Source organism: Bacillus sp. JJ1127, from assembly GCF_036965845.1.
Lineage (GTDB): Bacteria > Bacillota > Bacilli > Bacillales > Bacillaceae_G > Bacillus_A.
The window spans coordinates 1,357-1,604 of the sequence record NZ_JBALQK010000443.1; the positions used below are offsets into that span (position 1 = coordinate 1,357).

At 31.5% G+C, this 248-nt stretch carries 1 pseudogene; it reads right to left on the reverse strand.

Annotated elements, in window-relative coordinates:
* Positions 1 to 248: pseudogene (locus tag V7183_RS25700) on the reverse strand (MFS transporter); the annotation flags it as partial.

The window sequence follows — 248 nt, forward strand, 5'->3', positions numbered from 1 at the left end:
ACAATAGACATAATAATCATTCCGATTCCACAAATGATAAAGATAAAATTTATAGAAATAAATATAGACAGAATTCCAAATACAAAAAGAGATATTGTATCCGCTAAATAAAGCAAAACCGCATTAAAACTGAACCCTCGCCCTAACATATCTTTTGGAACGAGTTTTTGTAATATGTATACTCTTGTTAGCCCTGCTAACGGTAGGCCAATTCCGACTATAAATACTCCAACAAAGTAAAATGGAAT